Source organism: Litchfieldia sinesaloumensis, assembly GCF_900156865.1.
Classification (GTDB): domain Bacteria; phylum Bacillota; class Bacilli; order Bacillales; family Bacillaceae_L; genus Ferdinandcohnia; species Ferdinandcohnia sinesaloumensis.
In genome coordinates this window covers 1,611,486-1,632,112 of the sequence record NZ_LT732529.1, presented here as the reverse complement: position 1 = coordinate 1,632,112, position 20,627 = coordinate 1,611,486, and the positions used below count along the sequence as shown (strand labels likewise).

The window sequence follows — 20,627 nt, the reverse complement described above, 5'->3', positions numbered from 1 at the left end:
ATCACCAAATTCTCAATTTTTGTTTAGTAAGCATTACTACAAGCACCGATAGTAAACAAGCAATGGAAATGCTAATCATCATTAGTAAAGAATTCCACCATACATTATCTGAAATTCGGTAAAAGATATTGTAATCAAAGGCACTACTAGTTACCAAGGGATTAAAGGATTCAGTTAAAAACATGGAGAGGAGCAGTTGAGAACCAAGATATGTAAGAAATAAAGTAAGAAATCCTATCCCAAATAAAAAGCCGGTTCTGCTTTTGGAATTTCGAATCTGTTTTATTTCAGCATGAAGATCGATTCCATTAATCTCCAAGAAATCTTTGACAAATGTCGCGGTATCCCCAAGTTCGTCTATACTGTCCCGACCATGTTCACGAGATTCTTCGATATGCTCTATAAGCTGCTGTTCAATATTCTTTCTATCCTTTACACTTATTTGATAGTGCTTTAACTCACTCATCACATCATTTAAAAACTTTTTTTCTTCCATATTTAATTTAACGTTCATTACAAATCATCTCCCATCAAATCACTTTGAAGTAGGGATTTTATGTCCTGCTGTAACTCTAACCACTCATTGATTTTAATCTGAAGATGCTTTATCCCATTTTCATTAATTTCATAATACACTCTGACCTTCCCGTTATCTGTCATTTCACGGTAAGTATCAACCCATTCTTGATCTTTGAGCTTCGTCAGAATAGGGTAAATGCTTCCCACTCCTTTCAGTTTTAAATTGTGTACTTCAAGCTCCTTCATAATTTCATACCCATAGCTTTTTTTCTTAGACAAAATAGATAATACACACATTTCTAAATGACCTTTAATCAAACTAGTTCTATCCATAGGTTAAATTTAACAAAAATATATACTTCAATCAAGTATATGGTGAAAATAAAATACATTATGATTGGTCATCATTGAAGGGAGAGGGGATAGGAGACTGTGTTTGGACACCAATATATAGTAACTTTGATGGAACAACAAAAAGGAAGTCCATTCCTAAGAACGAACTTCCTTACCTTTTAACAATCTTTTTAATAAAACCTCTTAAATCCTTCGAAATGCTTTTTCCAATAGGACTCATTTAGATTTGAAATCATTACGCCATCATTGGAAGCGTGGATGAATTCGTTGTTTCCAATATAAATCCCAACATGTGAGATACCAGCTTTGTACGTACCTTCAAAGAATACTAAGTCTCCGAGAGTTGGATTAATTACATAATAGGAGCGCATATGGTAGCCTTCGCTTGAATAACGATTGGTATTTAAACCTGCTGCCTTATATGCATAGTAAATGAATCCACTGCAGTCAAACCCATTTGGTGTCGAACCACCCCACGCATATTTTGTTCCCAATTGGCTTTTTGCTACTTGAATCAATTGATCGACATTGTATCCAACATTACTTGGTGGCGTTTCTTCTTTCGGTGTTTCCACTTTAGCGCCATCACCAATTGTTAGCTTTTGGCCGATATAGATCATATCTGAATTCAAGTTATTCCATTTCTTAAGGTTAGCAACAGTTACTTTATAATCTAAGGCGATTCTTGATAAGGTATCACCTGATTTTACTATATAAACAGTAGCTGTTGGAGCCGGAGCCGGTGTGGTTGGTGGGGTCACCGGTTTCGATGGAGCTGTGTTAGTTGGTGGCGCCGTAGTTGTCGGACTACTTACAACAAACACATTGCCAGGAAAAATAATCGTTGAATTCAAGTTATTCCACTTCATTAAATCATTCAAAGAAATCTTATGTTTGACTGCAATACCACTGAGTGTATCACCAGATTTTACGGTGTATGTAGATGCTACTGATGAACTTGGTTTTTCAGGTTCTTTTTCCTTCACAGGTTGCGTGGTGTTACCTGATGTGTCGTTGCTTGATTGTACTTCTGTTTTGAGGACTTGATTTGGGAAAATCAAATCACTCGTTAAGTTGTTTAACGACTTCAATTGTGGAACCGAAATATTATGCTTTACAGCAATTTTCCACAGTGAATCGCCACTCTGTACCTTGTACGTGCTAGCCTCTGCCTCTTCTGCAGCAAATAAGGCAGCGGCAATGATGGCAGTCGTCGTCACGGACATTTTCACTTTCTTGGTAGCCAAGTTTTGTACCTCCTCGCTAATCTAGTAATCTCATAAATTATACTACATGATTGTCAAGGTTTGTAGATTAATGTGGAAATTAAGGAAAGGTTGACCAATTTAGGCTAAAAAAGACGAAGTGCGTAAAAACAGATATATTAATAGGAACACTTAAGCCTTTTTGTTATAATTGAATTTGCTGTATTTTAATGGAAGGTGACTGCAAATTGTCATCTGAATGTTGTACATATGGAAATAGTGGGGGAAGTTACTGTGCGAAAGCTACTTTTTTTATTCATCATCTATGCAACCTTTATCAGTTTAGGATTGCCCGATTCCATTTTAGGTGTGACATGGCCTATTATGGTGGGGGACTTTCATGTGGCACTCAGTATGGCGGGGATTATTTCGATGACCATAGCCATTTGTACGGTCATATCTAGTTTACAAACGATGCGAATCACGAAAAAATTTGGAACAGGTAAGCTAGTTTTAGGTAGTGTAATGCTTACAGCGATTGGATTATTTGGATTTGCATTTACACAAAATTTCTATTTTTTAATTGTAGCAGCAGTTCCGTTAGGTTTAGGAGCGGGTGCAATTGACACTTCATTGAATGACTATGTAGCTGTTCATTTCAAAGCACATCATATGAATTGGCTACATGCATTCTGGGGAGTGGGGGCAACGTTAGGTCCGGTAATTATGGGGGTTGTCTTAAGTAATCAGTTTTCCTGGAGAAACGGTTACATGATCATTGGCGGTATTCAAGTGGTGCTGGTATTGATTCTTTTCTTCACTCTCCCTCTTTGGAAGATGAATGAGAATAAAATGGCTGATACATCTGATGAGGCTACAAGCTCATTTAAGACGGTAGTGAAACAATCAGGAGTTCTCTTTTCTTTAGTTTCGTTCCTGTTTTACGTTGGACTTGAAGGGACTATTTTTTTATGGGGCAGTAGTTATTTGATTGAGGAAAAAACGTTATCAATAGCAACTGCTAGTTTTATCATTTCCGCTTTTTTTGTTAGTTTAACAGTGGGAAGGATTCTTTCCGGATTTATCTCGTTTTGGCTTTCGAATCAGAAACTGCTGTTGATTAGTGAGATTTTGCTGATTTTTGGTATATTGACGGTTGCCTTCGGTAGGGGAAGTGTTTTATACGGTGGATTTATTCTCCTAGGTCTTGGGTGTGCTGCCATTTTCCCGACCATGATGCACGAAACACCGAGAAGGTTTGGAGTCAAGGATTCCAGTACGATTATGGGATTGCAAGTTGCTTGTGGCTATGTTGGAATCATCATCTTGCCGCCACTAGTGGGATTCTTACTTCAAGGATTTACTATGAATCTATTTCCAATCTTTTTAATTGTGTTCACGGTTGTTCTACTTGGAGCAACACTGGCAATTGAAAAACGGAGAGTGGTTGATAGTCTTTAAGAAAGATAGAGTTTATAACCAATCGACATGTGTAAGTACATGTCGGTTTTTTCTATTTTACCTGTAGATGGTGGTTTTAATAATAAATTTAATATAAAAATAGATGTAACCGCATACATTAAAAATAGGTAAAATTATTAATAGAGGAGAATTAAAATGAAAAATCGAATTGATCCTGAATTAAGAGAAGTCCTGGAGCTTTTTCCACCGCTAGATTTAGAAAATCTTGAAGCAGCTAGACAGGGTATGATTGAAATCTCACAAACTATCGAAATACCCGTTGATGAGTCTGTATCAATATCAAATCGAATGATACAAGGACCAGCAGATAACCCTTCTGTTCGGGTACGTATTTACGAGCCAAAAGAAAAAAACGCGGCTTTACCAGGATTATTATGGATACATGGTGGTGGCTATGTACTTGGTGTTCCTGAAGGTGACGATGTATTGTGCCAAAGATTTGTTACAGAAGGGGAATGTGTGGTTGTCTCAGTTGATTATAGACTAGCCCCAGAGGATCCTTATCCAGCGGGATTAGAGGATTGTTATTCTGCGCTTAAATGGTTTTCAGAAAATGCGGCTGATTTGGGTGTAGATTCTTCACGAATTGGTGTGGCAGGTGCTAGTGCTGGTGGAGGGTTAACAGCTGCCTTATCATTACTTGCTAGAGATCGTAAGGGACCTGAATTATGTTTCCAAATGCCGTTGTATCCAATGATTGACGATCGAAATAATACCCCGTCAAGTCTTGAAATTACAGGCAATATGATATGGAATCATGATTTGAACCAAAAAGGTTGGGCGATGTATTTGAATGGGGCGAATGGAACAGAGAATATTCCAGCCTATGCTGCACCTGCTCGAGCTATAGATTATTCTGGACTTCCCTATACGTATACGTGTGTTGGCCAATTGGACCCGTTTCGTGATGAGACACTCACCTATGTCCAAAAACTTTGTCAAGCAGGAGTAGATGTTGAATTTCACTTATATCCTGGATGCTACCACGGATTCGAAAGTGTTGTACCACAAGCAAGCATCAGTCAGCGTGCACTGGGTGAGTATATTGGTGCAGTGAAACATGTTCTACAGCGTAAACAACCGATAGAAAATAAATAATATAAATGGTGCCATTCCCTCAGTTATTCGTGGGAAAGGCACCATTTTTAAAAGTTTACTTATATAGTATAATTAGTAATATATAGTGCGAACGAATTTAAGATTATAATCTAAGATTGATTGTTTTTAATCACAAAGGAAAGGAGCTATCAAATGCACTGGATTTATCTAGGTTTTGTAATCATTATGATAGGATTTGGGACTTGGGGTCTGGTAGCTAGGGCAAAATGGTTAGAAAAGCAATCCAATAAACTAAAAAAAGAATCTGATTCATAGAAATACCTCACAAGTTGAGGTCTTTTTTTGCTCTTCTAATCATCTCAACAATAATGTTATTAGTTTTTGAAAAGATGAATAAGCATTTGTTCCTCTTGTTTTTCAAATGCCAAGTTTTCCCCCGAATTTAATTCTATCTTTAAACTCTCCATCTTCGACTCCAAATCACTCTTCATCATATCCAACTTCTCATCCGTGGCTAGGCACAGGTCAAAAACTATTTAAAGACTAAGCAGGATTTTAGTAATTATGCTAGAATTTTATACTAGATATGAAATTATTTAAATAGTCGGAATTAGTGAGGTAGTTTAGTTATGAATAGTATCGAAATAGACACGCGGGAGATATTGGACAGAATTACAGATGGTTTTTTTGCATTAGATAACAGCTGGAATTTCACCTATGTGAATAAAGAAGCAACCCGTCTCTTATTTCGTAGTCGAGAGGACCTTGTAGGCCGAAATGTATGGGATGAATTCCCCGAGGCAGTGAGTTTACTCTTTTATGAACAATATCACAAAGCTGTTTCTGAACAAGTTTCCGTTAAGTTTGATGCGTATTTTCCACCATTAAAAACATGGTATGATGTGACGGCCTATCCATCAAAAAATGGGCTAACTGTTTATTTCCAAGATGTCACAAAAGAAAAAAAGTCATTGTCACATGATGCACAACAGTATAAATCCCTTTTTGAATATAATCCTGATGCTGTATTTTCCTTTGATCTAAATGGAAGATATCTCAGTGTAAATTCGGCTATGGAAGAGCTATTAGGTTATAGTGCAGAGGAATTTTTACATTTAACATATGTACATCTAGTTTCCGAAGATGTGTTAGAGATGACTTCCGAGTTTTATGAAAAGGCAGTCATGGGCACAACCCAACATTATGAAACAAAAGCATTGCACAAGAATGGTCATGTTGTTCATTTAAGTGTTACCAATATGCCAATCATTGTTGATAATGAAGTCGTTGGAGTATATGGGATTGCAAAAGACATTACAGATAAAAAACTAACCGAACAAAAACTAGTGAAATCTGAAAAGCTTTCAGCAGTTGGACAACTCTCAGCATCAATCGCTCATGAAATACGAAACCCCCTCACAGCGCTAAAGGGATTTCTACAATTAATGAGTTCATCAAATGAAAATGTTAAAGATAGTTATCTTGAGATTATGGAAAAAGAAATCGAAAGAATCGAAATGATAACAGGAGAACTATTATTACTAGCTAAACCACAAGCCCATCATTTTAAAAGTGAAAATGTAAAAGAAATTTTTGAAGATGTAACTACACTTCTTGGGTCTCAAGCATTGATGAATAACGTTGATATAAAAGTAATGTATGAAGATTTACCACCAGTGCGTTGTATTGGAAATCAATTAAAGCAGGTTTTTATTAATCTTATAAAAAATGCGATAGAATCCATGCCAAATGGTGGAGAAATCACTGTAAATCTTAAGAAAAAAGATAAAAATACAGTATGGATTCAAATTGCTGATCAAGGATGCGGAATCCCGGAGGATGTAATTGAAAATATTGGTATTCCTTTTTATACGACGAAACAAAGAGGGACAGGGTTAGGCACGATGACTAGTCTGAAAATTATTGAGGCACATAATGGCACAATGGATTTTTCCAGTGAAGTAGGAAGGGGAACGACCGTTACTATTTACTTACCGATTGATTCTTCCATATAAAAAAATTAGAGCTGAATCAAATATGCCTATTGACAAAAATATGAAATAAACATACACTAAAAACAACTATTTTGTTTAACAAGGTAGTTGTTTTTAAAACGACTATCTTGTAATACCAACTACCCTTCTTAAATTTTTTCGTTTTAAAGGATTGTTGAAATGATAATAACTTGCAAATCTAGTTGATTGAAGCGTAAGGCGGTGACTCCAGCGGGAAAAGCGTGAGCATTGAGACCCCACAGGAGCGCAGCGACGAGGAGGCTCAAGCCACGCCCGCGGAAAGCATCCGCCTGTAGCGGAAAGCAACGATATTAGATTCAACTAATACGTATAACCAGCTTTTTTTTACCAAGCTAACTTGCATTACCTAATAGCTAAAAAGAGTATTTTTTTTATCGTTCACTACCTTGTTTAGCCAAGTAGAGGAGGAATTAATGTTGAAATGACAATTAGAAGCCAATTGTTAAAAGGGATTTTAGACGGATGTGTATTAGCTGTCATTGAAAAAGAGCCTGTCTATGGCTATGAGCTCTCACAAAAACTGTTGAAGATTGGCTTAGCCGATGTCAGTGAAGGCACCATCTATCCAATTCTTTTAAGACTCCAAAAAAACAAACTCATTCGGGGCGAAATGCGACCCTCAGAATCTGGACCCAATCGCAAATATTATTTTTTAACAGACGCTGGGCAAGAGGCATTAGAGAGGATCACAGAAGAATGGCAGGAAATTTCAAAACCAGTCAATGAATTACTGGTGGGGAGGCGAGAAGGATGAATGTCCAAAAATTAATAGAAGAAAACAATCAAAAACGAGAATTATTAACAGCTGAAAATGAACGATATTACGGTGATCTACTGATTTACATTCGACTAAAATTTACCCTCTCAGAGCAACAATCAGAAGAGGTATTAATGGAAATGCTTGATCATTTACTGGAAGGACAACAAGAAGGGAAAACGGCAAAAGACATATTTGGTGATGACCCAAGGGCATTTGCGGATGAACTGATTGAACAACTTCCACGAGAAAAGAAACGGGAACTTATCCCGTTTATAGGAGGAATCATTGCCATTATTGTGGGTTGGTTTTTGGTCATTCGAGGCGCTCTATTTCTTGGTTTATCGCAATTCATTGAAGTCAAAACGGATGTTTACCCATTATCCGTTTTAATGGTTGCACTAGTTATTGCTGGATTTGTCTACCTCGTTATAGTTTATATCTTAAAGCTTATAGAAAGGTCCCTGTTCAATGAAAACCGGAGTCTTCGAAAGGACTCGATAAAAGCGGGTATTATGGCAGCAATTGGAATGGCGGTTGTACTAGTTGGGGCCAAATTCACACCAGATTTAGGTCCGTCTTTTGAGTTTTCATGGTGGGCGTCATTCCTTATCGGTGCGGTCCTATTGGGGATTTTGTTTGTGAGAAAGAAACGAAAAAGTGCGTAAAGGAGGGAATAGAATGCTGTCTACAAAAAGTAATACATTTATTGATAATCTACGAATGTATTTAATGATGTCAGGTAAAAACGAACAAGAAATTTCTGAGTTAACTGAGGAGTTAAAAGATCATCTGATTGAAGCAGAGAAAAGTGGTAAAAGCATCGATGATATTATTGACCAAACACCTGAGCAATACATGGCTTCTCTCAAGCAGGAGATGAAGACGGATTATAAACGTTTAACCAAATTTCTCCCTATTTATTTTCTTGGAATCTTTGCCTATTTTCTATTAGGCCCAGCGGTAAGAGGGGAGTTTCAACTAAACATCATCCAGGTTATCGGCTTACCGATATTTGCTGTGATTGGACTGCTCATTTACACGTATTTTTTACAACAGGCTGGCAGAAAGCAATTTTCGATGAAGAAGTTTTTTCTTGGGGGAGTCGTTTCGAGCTCAATCGTTACCCTCATTGCAATTCTCATATTGGTTGTAAGTAATTTAGTTGTAGAACCGTTTTTTATTGATAATGTGATAACGGATATGATTGTGATTGCAATCTGCTGTAGTATTTTTGTCGTAGCCGCGATTTGGAGTAAATCATGGCTCTCGCTTTGGTTACCGGCTATCCTGATTATTCCTGATGTATTCTCAAGGTTTACGAATTGGGATATAGAAAAAATACTAATCATCCAAATTGCTTCCTTCGTATTAATGTTCGTCGCGTTGTTAGTAAATATCTGGATCATCGAAAAAGGGAAAAAAAAGCTCGCTTAGTGTTATTAAACATTAGATGAATTTGAATTATTATGGTTAAATAGTAGTAGAGATTATATGATTTTAATGGAATCTATCATAGTGTAACTATAAGGTGACCCCCAGTGTAATCTCGTATTACCATACTGGGGGTTACATATTTCTTATCAGGTTTGGGGCGCGTGGTCGGCCCCACAAAAGTAGGTGAGTAGGATGAATAGTGTTGAGGTACGGGTGAGAGGTTTTATTGAAGATATCGGACACCCTCGACAAAAAAAGAAGATTAATATAAATGATTTAGAATTTCAGCTACGGAATCTAATGGATGATTATTACGAGATGGATGGGTACTCGCTATTTTATCAGGCAATTGAAACCTTACAGGCGGAAGGACAGTTGTCACCGATTCAAAATAAACAATATAACGGTAGAACACCGTCTCTACCACTCTATTATTGGGTACATACGAAGGTTCAGGAAGAGAAATGGGATCGTCTTGAGATGATGAAGCTAAGCGATCGGTTTGATTTTTCTTATTATGAACGTCATCCTGAATGGCAGACGCAGGACGAATGGAGTCGGATTCAGAATGTATACCAGTTTCTTCAATCGAGTCAGGAGCGGGAAATCGTCTCTGTTGAAGAAAGATGTCTTGAGCTCTTTGGCCATGAAAAATTTTTACTAGACTCTACTGAATTCCCTGAGGGAAGCGGCTTTTTAACCCGAATTGGCGTGTCAGAAGAGCAACTGAAAATGGTTCACTACGGGGAGCCATTTGTATTCTGGATGAAACAAGGGAGAGAAATAAGTGAGATTCAACGTGTCCTTATCGTTGAAAATCTATCATTCTTTCATACGGCGATTAAGTTGTTGGAACAAGATCTTCTTGATTATGAACCTGAGCTCATCATTTATGGTGAAGGAACGAAAATCGAGCGGAGTTTTTCGTTCTTCTTTCGGATGTTTCCGGAGAAAAACTATCTCTTTTATTACGCAGGGGATCTAGATGCAGCTGGTTATGGCATCATGGTCAGGCTGATTGAAAAATACCAGAATTGTAGCATTCAGCCAGCTTTAAAGATTTACCGTAAGATGCTCCAATGTGCAGAACAAAAGAATGTGCAAAAAAGAGGTCAAACTCAAAACACAAGCTATCGTGATTCGTTCTTGCAATGGTTTACCGATGATGAGCAAGAACTCCTGATGCAATTATGGGAGGAAAATAAGCGAATCCCTCAAGAAGTACTGACAATTGAGACATGGAGGCGATGGATGTGAACGAATCATGGGAAGGATTCGCCCAGAGAATGCAACGATTAAATCCCCTGTTTGAGCTTGGGAGAGGGATGGAAGTCGGGGAACTGAAACCTCACCTCCAAACGATCCTCATGCAAGTACTCCTGACGATTTTTTATCGAGAGTTAAACGATGACGATCAGCGCCGGAAATCGGACATTAAATACATGGTGGAAGATGCTGTTAAGCAAATGAAGCTTTTGGCAGACGAAAAGCAAATTGAACGGATTACGACTGGTCTCCTTTATCAGGGAAAAGAGGAATTAAGTAAGCCGTTTGAAGCATTGTATTATGATGAAATCAGACAATCCTGGGAGACTCAGGTATTTCGATATGTCGAAATGGATGAATTATATACAAATTTAGAGTTTGGTGGCTCGATTTGTTATAAGCTCACAGATGTCGCTCAGGAAATGATTTTTATGAGTAGGGAAATGGCGGAAGAATTTTCGATTACAATAGAACAACTCTATAGCATGCAGTTGATTAAAAACGGTAATTTTAGAAAAGCTACACGAAACCTCGATCACCTCATTTCACGCGTGAACCGCTTAATGGCAAATGAATTTACCTTTCAAAAGGAAATGATCAATAATCCCAAAATCCTCTTGATTGAAGAAGAATGGCAAAGGGCCGACAATCGTGTCGAAATCGAAAAGCAATTTGAGGAAGAGAAAAACCACTTCCGGACCATCACAAGTATGTTAGAAAAAACAAAGCGACGAAATGAAGAGGATGACTCGATTCAAAAGGAACTGATTCTTCTTCAAGAAAAAATCGGACATTCAAGGCAGCTTCATGATCGTTTTGCGAAGCTCGTCATTCAAAATATCTCCTATGAAATGAAGTTAAAAGCAGAAAACCCATCCTTGTTTTGGGAAAACAGCCTTGTTTCATTTCGCGAGCATTATTATGAAAACTGGTTGATGAAGGAAGGCGTCCGTCGTTTTAGTACAGTGGAACGTGTTCTTTCTCCGTTATTCTCACCGAAGAATGAATTTATCTTGCCGCTCGATTGGATTTGGGGTGAACAAGAATTTGATGAAAAGCAAGGACCGGATTTGATTGTGGATGAAGAAGGCGACGAAGATAAGACTCAAGTCAGGGTAACAGACTGGGATTCTGTCATAAAAGCATGGAGTTATGTGTTTCAATATCTACAAACATACGGCTCTTTTTCGTTAACAAATTTAGCAGACCTTCCATTAGAGGTGCAGGATTTATGGTTTGAGGAATCTGAGACGATTGATTTATGGATGATGTTCGATAAGAAGCCATTAAAGGTTCAAGTCTTGTATCGAAAAGAAGAAACGTTAAGTGATGAGCGGGAAATTCTTCTTTATAAATTAATGAACGAATATCCGCAATTTGAAATATTTGAAGGCGCAAAGATTTTTACCGAATTTGATCCTCAAGCGGAGCCCTTTACTTGGCATCGAATGAAAATTACACCGTTTAAAATATGTGTACAGGAGGAGAAGGGATGAATGCAGAAACCATTAAACAAGCATCAGCTGTCTATTTTACACTCTTAAAAGACAAGGTCATTGATGAAAATAGTGAACACTTTCAAACGTATTTTGATCCAGAAGTGAGGCAGACGGTACTTCTCTTAGCGGATGAGTCAGGTACGTATATTATTGAAGCACCGAAACGAATTCAATTAGTGGTTCAGCCAACTGGCTCCGTTTTTGCGACCAATTTTACTCATATGAAAGAAAAGCATCGACAAATCGAAACGAAAAAACACTTTCATCTGATGAGTGTAATCATGATGTCTTTTTTAGCATTAATTGACCGGAACCAAGCAGCAAAAATTCGCACAAAGCGTGAAGGAATTAGCTATTACGCCCTTGAACGAGAAGTCAATAACCTAATCATTAATTGGGACAATGTTCTTAAAACAACACCTCATTTCGGGGAAGAAGAACGGATTGATATGAAAGAAGTGGTGACGACCTGGAAATACATGGAGGTTGACTCGGATGATTTTGGAGTAAAAAAAGGAAATCGACGTACGAGAATCGGTTTAATTGCGAGCAGCATGCGGCTACTTGAGACAGAAGGGTTAATTGTCATCCTAGACCGTGATGACATTCCGAAGGTAATTCCAAAACAAGAATTATTTGAGCGAATTGAATACCTGTATCACGACTATGATCGCTATGAAATGGTAAAAAAATTGATGACAACAGAGGAGGATGGGCATGCCGAAGATCCATCGGATTAGAATTGTTGGCCTGAAATATGATGGCATGCAAAAGCAATATAAAGATACGACATTTAATTTTCATAATGAGGAGACCTCGACAAACGGCCTCATTGCGATGATGAACGGTGGTGGGAAAGGTGTATTCCTACAAACGATTTTTCAAATCCTTAAACCTGGGACATCATGGGGAAAGCAGAACAATCGGTACTACCAGCAGTTCTTCTTCAACAATAAAGAGCAATTTATTCCCTACACCTTCCATGTTGTCATTCAATGGGAATTGGACGGGGCAGACGGTAGACATCTAATTACAGGTGGTATGTTCTCAGCTGAACAGCGGATTTCGATGAGTGAAGAAGCGGAGAATGACCGGAAAACTCTTGAACAAGAAGCAAAAATACTACCGAATATTACCTTTTATACAAGAGATTTTGAAAAGAATGAAGAAGCGGCGCTCGAACATATCCCACTCTTTGAAAATGGTGAAGTGGCTGAAACGGAAAGCCTGAAGGACTATTTAAAATGGAACGGGTATGACGTGTACCGAGATACGAAGAAGCATTACCGCATCCTTGATACATATGGGATTAACCGTAAAGACTGGGACATCATGAAGGATATTAACAAGGATGAAGGTGGAGTTGGGAAATACTTTGAAGGAGCTGAGGATGATCATTCGCTGTTCCAAAAACGAATCATTCCGACGATTAGCGCCGTTCTCCATCGAACCGAGCATCAAAAGAATGACCTTGTCGAGATTTTTAAGAGTCAAGCAAGTATTGCGAAGGACCTTCCTGTTCTTTTAAAACGAGAGCAAGCTCATAAAGAGTTCCTTGAAGACATTGTTCCATTTGAGGAGCATATTGAAAAGGGAATCCAGCACAAAGAAATTGTCGATGAAAGTATCAAAGTAGGAAGACAATTGCTTGGAGCACTGCAACATGTGAAGCAAACCGAGGAAGAAACCTTGGTTACATTAGAAAAGGAAATCGAGAAACTAACCGAAAAGCAAGCCGATTTACGCTTTCAAAAAGACAACCTAGAGTACGCAAAAGCGCACCAGGAAGTACTAGAGTGGGAAAAGAAAGTGGTCGAAGAGAAGGAGAAGCATGCAGAATTGGAGGCTCTTGTTCAAGAGAAACAAGAACGTAAAGAAGAGCTGGCTTTTCACGTGTTATTAAAGGAATGGCACGAAAACGAGCAAGTCATTGGATCTCTTTCACAGCAAATTGCCAAATTGGAACAAAATAGTGGCCTAGAGCAAGTCAATCAGCGAATGGATGAAATCAAACAAGAGGCCGCAACAAAATGGGAGGAAGCACATCAATCATTACAAGAGGCGATTACTCAGTATGTGGGCTATCAGAAATTTTTAAAGCAAAAAGAAAAAGAACTGTCACGCCAGGAAAAACAAAAGACAAAGGATATTGCAAAGCTAACGAGTGAGATTGATCTACTCTATACACAAATACATGCGTTTGAAACGAAGGAAGCAGCACTAATTGAGGAATATGGTGACCGGTTAACCTATGACTTAAAAGGATTTATCGAGAGTCTATCAAAACAAATCGAAGACAAAAATAGAGCAATAGAAGAACTGAATAGTAAGATGAAAGAATCAAGTGAAAAGCAAAATCAACTTGCTGCTTCACACGGTACACTTTCCCAATCGATTGAGTTTTCTGAGCAAAAGATTAAAGAATTAACAGCAAAGAATGACGTGCAAAAGCTAAAGGAAGGAAAACTTTATGATAAGATTCATGGTTTACTAGATGATGTCACGGTACCGTTCACCCATTCTTTACTCTCAAAATACGGAATGCAGATTGAAGAGCTACTGAGTCAAATCCTGCAACAAGGCGAACAGCTTAAGAAAGAACTGTGGGAAACCCAGCTCGATCATTCATTAAATGATGAACACTTTTGGGTCGCAAATCGTGATGTGAAGGAATTAAAAGAATGGATTGATGAGAAGACGGGCATTGATGTCTTTTACGGAAGCCAATTTCTTCAATCATTGTCTGCAGAAGAAATGGCGAAGTATCTAGTAACCTATCCACTGCTTCCATATGGATTGGTCGTGAACGGGCATCAATGGGAGAAAATTAATCAGCAGGCTCTTTCAGGAAGAATGTTCAAAAGCCCTGTACCGATTTTCTTACGTGAGGAAATGAACAACGAACCTCAAGAATCATCTTTTGTGATGCTAAATGGTACGGAACGAGACCTTTTAACCGATAAGAATTATTTTACGAGCTGGAAAAGAGAGATTGGTAAACAAATAGAAGAAAAGAAAGAAGCACTTTCTGAAACTGAGTTAACGGAAAACACATTACGAAGCATTTTAAAAGAAATCGATCGTTTTGCTTCCAATGAGCTTTCAAGTGATTTCGAAAAAGCGATTCACCACGAACAGAATGCGCTTGTCTCGAAGAAAGCAAACTTACAGGAAGTCATCCTACAACAAGATAAGGAAAAAGAATATCAAACCCAACTCACCGAACAGCTTGAGAAAAACAAGGTGAAAATTGAAAAGCTTTCAAACGATGTTGAAAAGCTAGAGGAGTTCGAGGATGAAAAAGCTCCACATCTAGAAAATAAACGAGTGAAGTTAGAGAAAGAGAAACAAAAGGAATCTCTTACTGTTGAACTGAATGAAATCGGCAACGAACACGAAACAATCGTTGAGCTACAAAATAAGTGGAGCCAAACCTATTTTGAATGGAAGCTTACGACAGAGCAAACTATTAAGGAGATTGCTTTCTTTATTGAAGGTGCAGCTTTTCCTGCTGAAGGCAATGCAGATCAAAGTGAGGAAGTCCCTCAGCTATCTCCACACGTACTAGCTGAAATCACGGGAAGCATTGATGAGTTAAAACAGCTGCAAAAATCAAAAGAAGAACAAGCTCAAGAATTACTCATTATCCAAGCGAAAAAGGATTCTGAACAAAAGCAGCAAGTGAAGTTAGTGAAAAAACTCCAAGTTCATAATGAGGAATGGAGTGAGGTACCGGTACCCGAGGAACCGATTAGTATCGTTGAAAATATGCTACAAAGTGCTCAAAAGGAATTGAAAGCGGCGGAAAAGGAAGAGCGCAAACAAGGAACGGCTGTTACGGTGGCCGAAACCTCAGCCAAACACGCTTCTGAACAGCGTAATAAGTTGAAGAAAAAAGTAGCGAAGCATGAAAAACAGCCTGAAGAATGGGAAGACCTAGACCTTGATGTAAAAGCGGTTGAAATCAATGACCAATCGAAAATCACGAACGCCGAAATCAAAGAGGCTGAGAAAAAACAGAAAGAAACAGATGCGAATATCACTGGCTATGAAGGAGATTTATTGACGTTATCTGTGGTTTTAAAGGAAGACGCCGCAGCCTTCACGGACGAGGATATTGAGAAAATCAAGAGTCAAGGTAAAGCCTGTATTCTAGCATGGTGTGAGGATCATCAAACGATTCAAGATAAAGGTCAAGAAAAGCATGCGAAAATCGAACAAGCATTGCGCAATCTAAAGCTAGCAATTGAGGGAAAAGATTGGGAGATTCGTTTCAAGAATGAAGTGCTAACGACACTTGATCATATGGATACGAGACATTATCACCATATTCAAACGATCGTGAAGAACATGAAACGTTTTTCACTCAGTGGATTAGAACAACTTGAGCGTGACAAAGAAAGGGCAGAGAAGGCACAAAACTTCTGGGCGAGCCGTGCCAGTATGAAGGTGATGAGCATTTCAGAAGCCATCCGCTCAATGATTGCAAAAATGAAGCTGAAAAACGAGCGTGGATCCTTCCCACTTGTCCAGCTAAAGAATGATATTTTACCTAAAAAGGCAGAAGACATTGAGCCACTATTAAAGCAGCATTTTGTCGCAGCAATCAATAAAATCACGAAGCAATTTGAGATGATTGATGATAACAATCTAGCATTAGACCAGGAAATCAAACAATTGATTAGTGATGAGCAGATCCTGTTTGTATCACTTCGAAATCAGTACCCAGAGCTACTCGTCTATAACATGCGAACCGATAATGCCTTTATGTACGGGAAACCGCAAAGAGAGCATTATTCAACATGGCAGACGATTAACCAAGGCTCAAAGACGAAGTCGGATGGTAGTGGTGGCCAGAAGCTGTCGGCACGAATGGTGATGATGATGATGCTATTGTCTGTGAAGAGCGAAACCGATCAAAGCTGGGTTCCGTTAGTCTGTGATAATCCGTTCGGACAAGCAGCCTCCGCCCATGTTCTTGATCCGATCTTCGCAGTGGCAGAAAAGCTGAAATTCCAATTTATCGTTGTTACGCCACCAGAACTGGTCAAAACCGAAATCAGCCAGCGATTTGATGCCTATTACAAATTGGACTTCATTCGTGAAAAAGGAAAAGAAATCGTCTCCGATACGATTGTTCCGGCATTTCGGATCTATCAGGATATGGGGAATGTGTAATGAGCAGAATAAATATACTACACCCAAAGGTTAGATTTGCCTCTAACTTTTGGGGTGATTAATTGCGGTAATTAGGATGTTTGATGGCATGCTACTCAGTACTTGATGAGATTCATGCTCATAATAATGATAGAAATATAGACCGTTTTAAAGCGATATCCTTGATATGACTATAGATACTCTTACTTACTAATCAAACACATAGAGACGGCCACCATGAAATGTAGCCATCTCTCTCTTTTATTTCGTTAGTCCTAAAATTAATTCCTTATAAATATCGAAAAATGCAAAGTAATAGTCTTTGTAGACGTATTCATCTGTTTTGTGTGCCATTTTTGTTTCACCTGGGCCGAACATCATGAATGGGAAGTTTTCATCTTTATCTCGTAATAGGTTTGATGCATCGGTCACTCCAGGCGAGCCTTTAACCGAAATGTCTAGATTCAAATGTTTTTTACCGAGTTCTTTAGCAAGCTCAACCATTTCAGACTTTCCTGAAGTGAACACGCTTGGTAATGACATTGTCACTTCAACTTCAATAGTAGCACCTTTTTCATTGTACTCTTTAGCTGTTGTCTTGAATAAATCAATGACTTCATCGTTATCAAATTCTGGAATTGTACGGACGTTTATTTCAGCGACTGCTTTCTCCGGAACCGAGTTGACCTGGTTTCCCGCAGTGAAAATAGTAGTACTCATCACCAATTTATCTAGTACTTCATTTTTACGCTCATCACCATTTAACTTAGCGTCTAGTTCTAATAGATATTTCATCAATGGATTAATCGCGTTATAGCCTTGGTCAGGCATCGAACTATGCGCTGCTTCACCGACCGACGATACACGTAAGTTAAGCGAACCTTTGTGTGAGTAAATAATGGTGTCATGAGAAGGCTCAGCGACCCATAGATAATCGACATCATCCATATAGCCTTCTTCATATAATTTCTTAGAACCTGCGCCACCAACTTCTTCACCAGTTGTAGCCATAAAACGGACTGTACCATTTCTTAGTTCATTATTTTCTTTGAGTTCAATCATCACTAGAGCAAGGTTTACCAAACCTGCTTTCATATCATTTGTTCCACGTCCGTATAATTTTCCGTCTCTTTCTGTTAATGTGAACGGATCCGAAGACCAGTCGCTTTCATCACCAGGAGAAACGACGTCCATATGACCAGAAATGCCGATGACTGGACTGCCACTGCCAATTTCAGCCACCAAATTCACACGAGTGTCTGTAACGGGAACAATCGTAGATTCAATGCCGTATTGTGAAAATAGATCCCTCAAGTAATTGGCCACTTCGATTTCGTTTTCATTAACGGATTTAATCGCGATGATGTCTGATAAAATCTTTATTTTTTCTTCCTCAGTAAACTGTTTCAAATGCAATTCCTCCAAAATCCTTCTTGTTATCCTTAATATAATCTATTTGTATTTTATCCAAAAGTAGAATAATACACATCTTAACGTTCTTTTCGCAGGAGTTGTCTTCCTACCAACCTATCATTCATGTATGTTAAAATAAGGAAAAACATCATGAAAGATAGAAACGGGGGCTAAAAAGTGCTAAAAGATAAAATCGTAGAAACTAGGAAAAGTCTATTGCAACAAAAGAAAATGCAGACAGAAGAGGAATTGAAAGCTGGATATCGTGTGTTTCAAGAGAAATTCCATCCTGATCAGTTACGAGCATTGAATGGCAAAGAGCTATTAGATACGATGTTTAATCTAGGAAATCGTGATAGTTTAGTATATTGGTTGGAATTTAAGAATGATGATGATTTCCAAACGACGACCTATGGAAGTATCTCGGGTGGAAGTGCCTATAAATATATATTATTTCCGCGAAGTAGTGACGGGGTGTGGATGACAGGAAGCGGCCAAAACCCAGTTGAGTTAACCGAAGACGAAGCCTTAGATACAGCGGTTCAAGTTAGGAATGATCTACTCGTAGGTGCTGAAATCATCCAGAAGATAGTAGGAAATGATACCGTAACCGAATCGGATTATCTAACACTACAGGCAGAGTTAGACAGTCGTCTCGGTTTCAATATGAATAATTTGGGATGGGTACATAAATATTATCACTTAATTTACCCTGACAAAATCGATGATTTTCATAATAAAGATTGGCAAAAAAATGCGTTAATCAAGATGCAAGTCAAACCGGCAACACCTGAGCGACTGTATACATTGTCAGGACAGCTCATGGTACTCGCTAAACAATTTGGGGTTCACATCAATCATTTTACAATGGTCATTAATGAGCTTCACGGGGGTCCTCATAACTATATTCGTGTTGGCACAACGGATGGCTCCAACAGTTATTGGGATGACATGTATACGAATGGATATGTGGCGATTGGTTGGCCTGAATTAGGGGATTTGAGCCGCTTTGATACGATGAAAATCAACCCGATGAAGGCAGAAATGAAGAAAATCTTTGAAGAACATTACCCAACACAAACACCCCAAGTGATTGGAAGATGGACGTCACAGGTTGCAGCCTTTTTAACTCGTTTGAAAAAAGGGACAATCGTCGTTGCAGCAGATGGTGAAACGATTCTTGGGATTGGTAAAACAACAGGTACATATACATTTCGAGAAGACAAAGAGTTCCCACATACGATTGAAACTCAATGGTTACACAAGGTCAATCAGAAATTACCGTTTCCAAGAGAGGGAATCCTAACGACGGTTCACACTCTGAAAAACGTAGATAATCTTTTAGAAATTGAAAGTATTCTATCACAAAATGGGACAAGCCCAGCTGAACCGAAACCAACCGGACAGCTAGAGAACTTAACAGGAATTGCTAGTAGGATAGAAGGAATTTTAAGACGGAAGAAACAAGTAATACTGTACGGACCACCTGGAACGGGGAAAACGTATCATGCGGAAAAAACAAGTCATGAATTATCCGCTCGACAGTTGTTCCACAAAAGCTTTCACCAGCTCACTGAACAGGAAAAACGGACGATTACTGGAACTGCAACAGAGCGAGGAACAGTTCGAATGTGTACTTTCCATCCTTCGTATGGATATGAAGATTTCTTGGAAGGAATTAAACCGAAAATCGTCAATGAAAATACTCTATTTGAATTAAAGGATGGGATTTTCAAGACGATTTGTAGCGATGCTAGAAACAATCCAGAACAAAACTATTATTTAATTATCGATGAAATTAACAGAGGCGATATTTCAAGGATATTCGGTGAATTGATTACGAGTATTGAGTCGAATAAACGAGGAAAAGAAGTCATTTTACCATTATCGAATGAATTATTCTCAGTTCCAGAAAATGTATATATTATCGGGACGATGAACACAGCTGATCGATCGATTGCATTATTGGATGTTGCGTTACGAAGACGTTTTGGCTTTATCGAACTTCTCCCTGATTATCACTTATTAGAAGGAGTTGCTATCAAACATTTACCATTAGGGGAATGGTTGCAGGCATTTAATGGCCGGATTGTTGAGTACTTAGGTCAGGATGCGAGAAACTTACAAATTGGTCATTCCTACTTTTTAGAAGGAGAAAAGCCAATTATAAATCACATCAGATTCAAGCAGATTATCGAAGAGGATATCCTTCCATTGATTGAAGAATATTGTTACGGAGATTATACGGTCATTTCTAAGATTGTTGGAAATGGAATTATCGATTTGAAACACAAAAAGGTGAAACAAGAGCTATTTGACGAAGAACATATCGAAACCCTATTAAATGCATTACTTGATCCAACTCCAGAGCTAAGTACTATCATCGCGAATGATGAGGATGAGAACGATGAAGATGACATCGAGGAAAGTACGGCTGAGTAAC

At 38.5% G+C, this 20,627-nt stretch carries 16 protein-coding genes; 12 read left to right on the top strand and 4 right to left on the bottom strand.

The window, feature by feature from the left end; genetic code table 11:
- Position 1 precedes the first annotated feature (1 nt).
- From CZ490_RS08090 to CZ490_RS08080, 3 genes are all read right to left on the bottom strand, one after another.
- Positions 2 to 514 (bottom strand): hypothetical protein, encoded by a 513-nt coding sequence (locus CZ490_RS08090; RefSeq protein ID WP_077618415.1) that lies wholly within the window; start codon positions 512 to 514, stop codon positions 2 to 4.
- The gene (locus tag CZ490_RS08085) at positions 514 to 852 is read right to left on the bottom strand and encodes a PadR family transcriptional regulator (RefSeq protein ID WP_077618414.1); all 339 of its coding nucleotides are present in this window, start codon (positions 850 to 852) and stop codon (positions 514 to 516) included. The genes CZ490_RS08090 and CZ490_RS08085 overlap by 1 nt, the downstream gene beginning before the upstream one ends.
- Positions 853 to 1,043: 191 nt before the next feature.
- Positions 1,044 to 2,120, bottom strand: coding sequence for a C40 family peptidase (locus tag CZ490_RS08080; protein ID WP_142255355.1), 1,077 nt, complete (start codon positions 2,118 to 2,120; stop codon positions 1,044 to 1,046).
- 252 nt (positions 2,121 to 2,372) lie between these two features.
- Between CZ490_RS08080 and CZ490_RS08075 the strand changes: the two genes are divergently transcribed.
- From CZ490_RS08075 to CZ490_RS08030, 11 genes are all read left to right on the top strand, one after another.
- Positions 2,373 to 3,539, top strand: coding sequence for an MFS transporter (locus CZ490_RS08075; protein WP_234987199.1), 1,167 nt, complete (start codon positions 2,373 to 2,375; stop codon positions 3,537 to 3,539).
- A 156-nt stretch (positions 3,540 to 3,695) separates the two neighbouring features.
- Positions 3,696 to 4,658 carry an alpha/beta hydrolase gene (locus tag CZ490_RS08070; RefSeq protein WP_077618412.1) on the top strand — a complete coding sequence of 321 codons (963 nt, stop codon included), beginning with the start codon at positions 3,696 to 3,698 and terminating at the stop codon, positions 4,656 to 4,658.
- Between the two features lie 153 nt (positions 4,659 to 4,811).
- Entirely contained in the window at positions 4,812 to 4,934 is a 123-nt protein-coding gene (locus tag CZ490_RS22815) for a hypothetical protein (RefSeq protein ID WP_268762055.1), read from the top strand.
- Between the two features lie 314 nt (positions 4,935 to 5,248).
- Positions 5,249 to 6,634, top strand: a complete 1,386-nt coding sequence (locus CZ490_RS08065; protein ID WP_077618411.1) for a PAS domain-containing sensor histidine kinase — start codon at positions 5,249 to 5,251, stop codon at positions 6,632 to 6,634.
- A gap of 442 nt (positions 6,635 to 7,076) precedes the next feature.
- A complete protein-coding gene (locus tag CZ490_RS08060; protein ID WP_077618410.1) occupies positions 7,077 to 7,409 on the top strand; it encodes a PadR family transcriptional regulator in 333 nt (110 codons plus the stop codon).
- On the top strand, positions 7,406 to 8,080 hold the full coding sequence (locus CZ490_RS08055) for a DUF1129 family protein (protein ID WP_077618409.1): 675 nt from the start codon (positions 7,406 to 7,408) through the stop codon (positions 8,078 to 8,080). The genes CZ490_RS08060 and CZ490_RS08055 overlap by 4 nt, the downstream gene beginning before the upstream one ends.
- Before the next feature lie 13 nt (positions 8,081 to 8,093).
- Positions 8,094 to 8,849 carry an HAAS domain-containing protein gene (locus CZ490_RS08050; protein WP_077618408.1) on the top strand — a complete coding sequence of 252 codons (756 nt, stop codon included), beginning with the start codon at positions 8,094 to 8,096 and terminating at the stop codon, positions 8,847 to 8,849.
- A 213-nt stretch (positions 8,850 to 9,062) separates the two neighbouring features.
- Entirely contained in the window at positions 9,063 to 10,106 is a 1,044-nt protein-coding gene (locus CZ490_RS08045) for a Wadjet anti-phage system protein JetD domain-containing protein (RefSeq protein ID WP_234987198.1), read from the top strand.
- Positions 10,097 to 11,611, top strand: a complete 1,515-nt coding sequence (locus CZ490_RS08040) for a hypothetical protein (protein ID WP_234987299.1) — start codon at positions 10,097 to 10,099, stop codon at positions 11,609 to 11,611. Before CZ490_RS08045 ends, CZ490_RS08040 begins: the two co-directional genes overlap by 10 nt.
- The gene (locus CZ490_RS08035; RefSeq protein WP_077618405.1) at positions 11,608 to 12,354 is read left to right on the top strand and encodes a DUF6063 family protein; all 747 of its coding nucleotides are present in this window, start codon (positions 11,608 to 11,610) and stop codon (positions 12,352 to 12,354) included. The genes CZ490_RS08040 and CZ490_RS08035 overlap by 4 nt, the downstream gene beginning before the upstream one ends.
- Complete coding sequence (locus tag CZ490_RS08030) at positions 12,332 to 16,792, top strand: coiled-coil domain-containing protein (protein ID WP_077618404.1); 4,461 nt, start codon at positions 12,332 to 12,334, stop codon at positions 16,790 to 16,792. The genes CZ490_RS08035 and CZ490_RS08030 overlap by 23 nt, the downstream gene beginning before the upstream one ends.
- A 240-nt stretch (positions 16,793 to 17,032) precedes the next feature.
- On the opposite strand, the gene CZ490_RS08025 is transcribed toward CZ490_RS08030, so the two are convergent.
- A complete protein-coding gene (locus tag CZ490_RS08025; protein WP_077618403.1) occupies positions 17,033 to 18,181 on the bottom strand; it encodes an ArgE/DapE family deacylase in 1,149 nt (382 codons plus the stop codon).
- Between the two features lie 180 nt (positions 18,182 to 18,361).
- Here CZ490_RS08025 and CZ490_RS08020 point away from each other — a divergent pair, with 180 nt between their 5' ends.
- Positions 18,362 to 20,626 (top strand): AAA family ATPase, encoded by a 2,265-nt coding sequence (locus tag CZ490_RS08020; RefSeq protein ID WP_200801562.1) that lies wholly within the window; start codon positions 18,362 to 18,364, stop codon positions 20,624 to 20,626.
- Position 20,627: the final 1 nt, after the last annotated feature.